The 5048-nt window shown below is 71.7% G+C and carries 10 protein-coding genes; 6 read left to right on the plus strand and 4 right to left on the minus strand.

What is annotated here, in order from left to right; genetic code table 11:
• Positions 1–80: 80 nt before the first annotated feature.
• Complete coding sequence (locus ACWDX9_RS59800; protein ID WP_449972702.1) at positions 81–566, minus strand: NAD(P)H-binding protein; 486 nt, start codon at positions 564–566, stop codon at positions 81–83.
• Between the two features lie 78 nt (positions 567–644).
• Here ACWDX9_RS59800 and ACWDX9_RS59805 point away from each other — a divergent pair, with 78 nt between their 5' ends.
• From ACWDX9_RS59805 to ACWDX9_RS59825, 5 genes are all read left to right on the plus strand, one after another.
• Positions 645–1016, plus strand: a complete 372-nt coding sequence (locus tag ACWDX9_RS59805) for a winged helix-turn-helix transcriptional regulator (protein ID WP_364241313.1) — start codon at positions 645–647, stop codon at positions 1014–1016.
• Positions 1017–1056: 40 nt separating this feature from the next.
• Positions 1057–2028 carry a helix-turn-helix transcriptional regulator gene (locus ACWDX9_RS59810; protein ID WP_449972706.1) on the plus strand — a complete coding sequence of 324 codons (972 nt, stop codon included), beginning with the start codon at positions 1057–1059 and terminating at the stop codon, positions 2026–2028.
• 91 nt (positions 2029–2119) lie between these two features.
• Positions 2120–2707: a LysE family translocator gene (locus ACWDX9_RS59815; RefSeq protein ID WP_449972709.1), complete on the plus strand. Its 588-nt coding sequence runs from the start codon at positions 2120–2122 to the stop codon at positions 2705–2707.
• Positions 2704–3438: an alpha/beta fold hydrolase gene (locus tag ACWDX9_RS59820; RefSeq protein ID WP_449972712.1), complete on the plus strand. Its 735-nt coding sequence runs from the start codon at positions 2704–2706 to the stop codon at positions 3436–3438. Before ACWDX9_RS59815 ends, ACWDX9_RS59820 begins: the two co-directional genes overlap by 4 nt.
• 3 nt (positions 3439–3441) lie before the next feature.
• The gene (locus tag ACWDX9_RS59825; protein WP_185074419.1) at positions 3442–3654 is read left to right on the plus strand and encodes a hypothetical protein; all 213 of its coding nucleotides are present in this window, start codon (positions 3442–3444) and stop codon (positions 3652–3654) included.
• Here ACWDX9_RS59825 and ACWDX9_RS59830 read toward each other — a convergent pair.
• Together ACWDX9_RS59830 and ACWDX9_RS59835 are read right to left on the minus strand one after the other, a co-directional pair.
• Positions 3651–4073 carry an SRPBCC domain-containing protein gene (locus tag ACWDX9_RS59830; RefSeq protein ID WP_449972715.1) on the minus strand — a complete coding sequence of 141 codons (423 nt, stop codon included), beginning with the start codon at positions 4071–4073 and terminating at the stop codon, positions 3651–3653. The two genes, ACWDX9_RS59825 and ACWDX9_RS59830, sit on opposite strands and share 4 nt — an antisense overlap.
• Entirely contained in the window at positions 4070–4405 is a 336-nt protein-coding gene (locus ACWDX9_RS59835) for an ArsR/SmtB family transcription factor (protein WP_449972721.1), read from the minus strand. Before ACWDX9_RS59835 ends, ACWDX9_RS59830 begins: the two co-directional genes overlap by 4 nt.
• Positions 4406–4470: 65 nt before the next feature.
• On the opposite strand from ACWDX9_RS59835, the gene ACWDX9_RS59840 reads away from it, so the two are divergent.
• A complete protein-coding gene (locus tag ACWDX9_RS59840) occupies positions 4471–4812 on the plus strand; it encodes a VOC family protein (RefSeq protein WP_364241298.1) in 342 nt (113 codons plus the stop codon).
• Here ACWDX9_RS59840 and ACWDX9_RS59845 read toward each other — a convergent pair.
• The coding region (locus tag ACWDX9_RS59845) for a helix-turn-helix domain-containing protein (RefSeq protein WP_449972718.1) at positions 4809–5048 on the minus strand (240 nt) is incomplete at its 5' end. The genes ACWDX9_RS59840 and ACWDX9_RS59845 overlap by 4 nt on opposite strands.

A 5048-nucleotide genomic window follows, 5' to 3' on the forward strand; every position in this document is an offset into this window, starting at 1 on the left:
ACACCCCCCACACCACTATATTTTAATACATTTGAGGAAATCCGAGTTTTGAGAGTACGTGTCTGGAGTTCAGTCGTGTGCTATTCCGATCTGTCGCCGGCGGCGCCGTGCACGGCGCCGAGCTGCGGCGCGGCCGTGATCGCCGGTGCGTAGACCTCGTTGTACCAGTTGTTGCGCAGGATCGTGTACGTCACCCCGGACGCCTTGATGTACTCCTCGGTCGCCCGGTGGTCGGCGGCCAGGAGGGCCTCGGTGGTGTCGGCGCCGGGCGCGCTGGTGTAGACGAGCGTGGCCCCGGCCTCCTTGGCGGCGTCCACGACGGTCGAGTGCTGCTGCAGGCGGTTGGGGTCCAGGCCGGAGATGAGCAGCACCCTGGTGGCGCCCCGCAGCGCGCTCCTGACGGTCTCGGGCCGGTCGTAGTCGGCCTGGCGCACCTCGACGCCGAGGTCGGCGCCCTTCTCCGGGGTACGCGCGGCGGCGACGACCTGCTCGGCGGGGACGCGCTTCTTGAGCTCCTCGATCACCAGCCGGCCCAGCTGTCCGGTGGCTCCGGTCACCACGATCATGATTTCTCCCATTCAGTACCAGCGCTTTGGTTAGTACTTTCTATCAGAAAGTACCCACGAACGCGTACGCTGGTTTCCATGGAGGAGTTCGAAGAGCTGGTGGCCGATGTCTTCTCGCGCCGGTGCACCTCGCGCTCGGTGCTGGAGACGATCACCGGTCGCTGGGCGATCCTGGCGCTCGTGGCCCTGTACGAGGGGCCCTACCGCTTCAACGCGCTGCGCCGCCGGGTCGACGGGGTGAGCGAGAAGATGTTGTCCCAGACCCTCCACGCGCTCGAACGCGACGGCATGGTGCTGCGCGTGGCTGAATCCTCGATCCCGCCCAAGGTCGAGTACAGCCTCACCGAGCTGGGCCGGGAGGCCGCCGAGCGGCTCATCCCGCTCCTGGAGTGGGTGGAGGGGCGCATGCCCCAGGTGATGTCCTCCAGAGAGGAGTACGCCGCCCGCTGAACGGCCGCTTTCCCGCGGGCCGCTTTCCTACAATGGGGCCATGCGTGCCAGCCGCCTGCTCTCGCTGCTCCTGCTCCTGCAGTCGCGCGGCCGCATGACCGCGCCGGAGCTGGCCGAGGAGCTGGAGGTGTCGGTCCGCACGGTCTACCGCGACGTGGAGGCGCTGTCGGCGGCCGGCGTGCCGGTCTACGCCGACCGGGGGCCCGTGGGCGGCTACCAGCTGCTCGACGGCTACCGCACCAGGCTCAACGGGCTGACCGCCGAGGAGGCCTCCTCGCTGTTCCTGGCGGGGCTGCCCGGCCCGGCGGCCGAGCTGGGGCTGGCCGAGGTGGCCGCCACCGCGGAGCTGAAGCTGCTGGCCGCGCTGCCGCCCGAGCCGCGCTCGCAGGCCTCGCGGATGCGCGAGCGGTTCCTGCTCGACGTGCCGAGCTGGTACCGCTCGGCCGACGACGTGCCGCATCTGAGCGAGGTCGCGGAGGCGGTGTGGGACCAGCGGCCGCTGCACATGACCTACCGGCGCTGGGGGCAGCAGGAGGTCGACCGGGTGATCCACCCGTACGGGCTGGTGCTCAAGGGCGGCTCCTGGTACATGGTGGCCGCGCCGCCGGGCGGCAGCGCCCGCACCTACCGGGTGGCTCGGATCCTGACGGTGGAGACGCTGCCCGGCCGCTTTCCCTGGCCCGAGGGGTTCGACCTGGGCGAGTTCTGGCAGGGCTACGCCAAGGAGTTCCGCGAGCGGATGTACACCGCCGAGGCCGTCATCAGGCTCGCTCCCGGCCGGGGTGAGCTGCTGGCGTACACGATGGGCTCCGACGTGGTCGGCGCCGCGCTGGCCGCGGCCGGCGAGCCCGATCCGGAGGGCTGGCTGACGCTGACGGTGCCGATCGAGTCGATCACGCACGCGCGCTGGCTGCTGCTGCGGATGGGGGCCGACGTGGAGGTGCTGGGGCCGCCGGAGCTGCGGGCGCTGATGGGCGAGGCGGTCGCCGAGCTGCGCAAACTGTACGAGTAGGCCGATAATCAGGCGACTTCCCGGCGCGGGTTCTGGGAGCATGCCACGCATGTATCTACTCGCTTTCGTAGGCGCGTGCGTTCTTGTGGCCATGGCGCCAGGGGTCAGCACGGCCATCATCCTGCGCCAGACGCTGCGCGCGGGCCGCGGCTCCGGCATGGCCGCCACACTGGGCAACGAGACCGGCATCCTGCTGTGGGGGCTGGCGGCCGCCTTCGGCCTGTCGGCGCTGCTGGTGGCCTCGCAGCTGGCCTATGACGTGATGCGCGTGGTCGGCGCCGTGGTGCTGGTCGTGATGGGCGCGCAGGCGCTGTGGCAGGCCCGCAAGGGCGCGCCTTCGACCAATGGGGCGACCGAGGTCGAAGGGGCGGTGGTGCCGGGCCTGCGGGGGCCGTACCTGGCGGGCCTCGGGACGTGCCTGGCCAACCCGAAGGCGGCGGTGTTCGCGATGTCGTTCCTGCCGCAGTTCGTCGCGCCGGGGCAGAACGTGCCGGTCACGCTCGCGACGCTGGCCGTCGTGTGGGTGCTGGTCGACCTGGCCTGGTACGGGCTGCTCATCTGGACGGTGGCCAGGGCCAAGGCGGTGCTGGGACGGCCCGCGGTGCGCCGGCGGCTGGAGCAGATCTCCGGCGTGGTGCTGATCGGGCTGGGCGTGCGGCTGGCGGTGGAGTCGCGATGACGATCTGGCATTCCGAGCGGGGCACGGGCGAGCCCGTCGTGCTGCTGCATTCGACGTCGGTCGACTCGGGCATGTGGGACGCGCAGGTGGAGGCCCTGTCCGAGCGCTTCCGGGTGATCACGGTGGACTTCCGGGGGTACGGGCGCAGCCCCTACCGGTCGGACGGCCCGTACAGCGACAGCGACGACGTGGCGCGGCTGCTGGCCGCGCTGGAGGTGAGCCGGGCGGCGCTGGTCGGCTCGTCGGGCGGGGGCCGGGTCGCGCTGGAGCTGGCGGCGGCCGGGCTCGCCGGCCGGCTGGTGCTGCTGAACCCCGTCTCCGACCTGGCTCCCACACCGGACCTGCGGGCGTACTGGGACGAGGAGGGGCGCCTGCTGGAGGCGGGCGACGTCGAGGGGGCGGCGGAGCTGAACGCGCGCACCCTGCTCGGGCCCGAGGCGTCCAAGGAGACGTTCGGGCGCGTGGTGGAGATGCAGCGGCACGCGTTCGAGGTGCAGCTGGCCGCCGACCCGGAGCCGTCGCAGGTCGAGAAGGAGTTCGCGCCGGCGGAGATCGACGTGCCTGCGCTGGTCGTGGCCGGCGCGCACGACCTGCCGTACTTCCAGGAGAGCGCCCGCCACCTGGCCGGCGAGCTGCCCCGGGCGCGGCTGGTCGAGCTGGACTGGGCCGGGCACCTGCCCGCCCTCGAACGTCCCGAGGAGATCAACCGGCTGCTCCTGGACTACCTTTAGGACATGACGAACGACCTGGCGACCCTCCTTCGGCAGGCGCAGGACGACGACCCGCTGCTGGCACTGCACGCCACGACCGCCCTGCGCCGCGAGATCGAGCGTCTGGAGGCGGTCCAGGTGCGCCGGGCCAGGGTGGCGGGGCTGGCCTGGGCGCAGATCGCCGACGCGATCGGGGTGAGCAAGCAGGCCGTGCACAAGAAGTACGGCCGCCGCTAGCCCGCCCACGTGCCGGCGAACCAGCGCAGCGCGATGTTCCAGGAGTAGCCGCGCCTGATGCGTCCGGCCACGTCCGGGGGCAGCGTGTCCAGGCCGCGGTGCTCCAGCAGCACCTCGGTGCCGCCCTCGACCGGGCTGAAGGCCACCTCGATCTCCATCCGGCCGCCCTCGTTGAGCAGGTCGGCCCAGACGAGGCGGCACGGCGGCTCCCAGGCGAGGATCCTGCCGGTGTCGACGTGGCCGCCGTCGGACCACAGCTCGCGCAGGAAGCCGTCCTCGAAGCGGATGGCGACCGCGCGGGCCGGGTCGACCCAGCTGTGGCGGCCGCGCACGTACCAGCTGTCGATCTCGTCGGTGAAGATCCGGAACGCGGTCGCCGGGTCGACGGGGACGGTGACGCTGGCCTGGACGGAGTTCACCGGCTGCGCTCCACGTGGTCCTTGAACGAGCCGAGCTGCTCGGCCCAGAACGCCTGCACCTGGTCCAGCCAGGCCTGCAGCGCCGCGAACGGCTCCTGGCGCAGCGTGTAGAGGCGCAGGCGGGCGTCGGCGCCGCCGGCCTCCGCCTGGACGAGACCGCCCGCCCGCAGCACGCGCAGGTGCCTGCTGAGGGCGGGGGCGCTCATCTGGACGGCCTGCGCCAGCTCGCCGGCCGGTCGCGGGCCTTCGCGCAGCAGGTCGATGACCTTGCGGCGGGTGGGATCGGCGAGCGCGGCCAGCGTCGCGTCGATGTTGTTAACGTTGGTGTTAATTGTTGCCTGCTTCCGTTAAGCTGTTAACCCTTAACGCTAACGGCAATTATTGCGGAGGTTCGTACATGAGTGTCGAGCTGGGTTACTACACGCTGTCCGTGGCGGACCTGGATCGGGCGGCCGCCTTCTACGGGGCGCTGTTCGGCTGGGAGTTCAGGCGCGAGCACGAGACGTACCTGCACGTCACGAACACGGCCGTGCCGATGGGCTTCGTCGCGCGCGGGCCCTCCTCGCAGCCGAACATCTACTACCACGTCACCGACATCGACGCGGCCGTCGAGCGGGTGCGGGAGCTGGGCGGCGGCACCGGCGAGCTGTACGACAGCAAATCGGGGCGCGGCTGCACCTGCACCGACGACCAGGGCACGGAGATCAGCCTCTGGCAGCCGGCCCCCGGTTTCGACTAGTCGGGGGCCTTGACGGTGGCGATGCCGAGGGTGCTGGTCATCGGCAGCAGCCCGGCCTCGAAGACCGCGCCGAGGAACGGCGAAGCCAGCTGACCCAGCCGCTCGGCGCGCTCCTCCCCGAGCAGCCGCCACGGCTCCGCGGCCAGCTGGTCGGTCATCCGCTCGACCTGGTCGCGCAGCGCCCGCCCCCGCTCGGTGGCCTGCCCGTCGGGGCCGGCCAGCCCGCGGGCGGCCAG

Source organism: Nonomuraea sp. NPDC003201 (assembly GCF_053590415.1).

What these genes read in the sequence shown, in the direction of transcription:
- ACWDX9_RS59825 (WP_185074419.1), top strand. Translation starts at nt 3,442, where the DNA reads ATGACGAACGACCTGGCGACCCTCCTTCGGCAGGCGCAGGACGACGAC.
- ACWDX9_RS59805 (WP_364241313.1), top strand. Translation starts at nt 645, where the DNA reads ATGGAGGAGTTCGAAGAGCTGGTGGCCGATGTCTTCTCGCGCCGGTGC.
- ACWDX9_RS59815 (WP_449972709.1), top strand. Translation starts at nt 2,120, where the DNA reads ATGGCGCCAGGGGTCAGCACGGCCATCATCCTGCGCCAGACGCTGCGC.
- ACWDX9_RS59820 (WP_449972712.1), top strand. Translation starts at nt 2,704, where the DNA reads ATGACGATCTGGCATTCCGAGCGGGGCACGGGCGAGCCCGTCGTGCTG.
- ACWDX9_RS59800 (WP_449972702.1), bottom strand. Translation starts at nt 566, where the DNA reads ATGATCGTGGTGACCGGAGCCACCGGACAGCTGGGCCGGCTGGTGATC.
- ACWDX9_RS59840 (WP_364241298.1), top strand. Translation starts at nt 4,471, where the DNA reads ATGAGTGTCGAGCTGGGTTACTACACGCTGTCCGTGGCGGACCTGGAT.
- ACWDX9_RS59810 (WP_449972706.1), top strand. Translation starts at nt 1,057, where the DNA reads ATGCGTGCCAGCCGCCTGCTCTCGCTGCTCCTGCTCCTGCAGTCGCGC.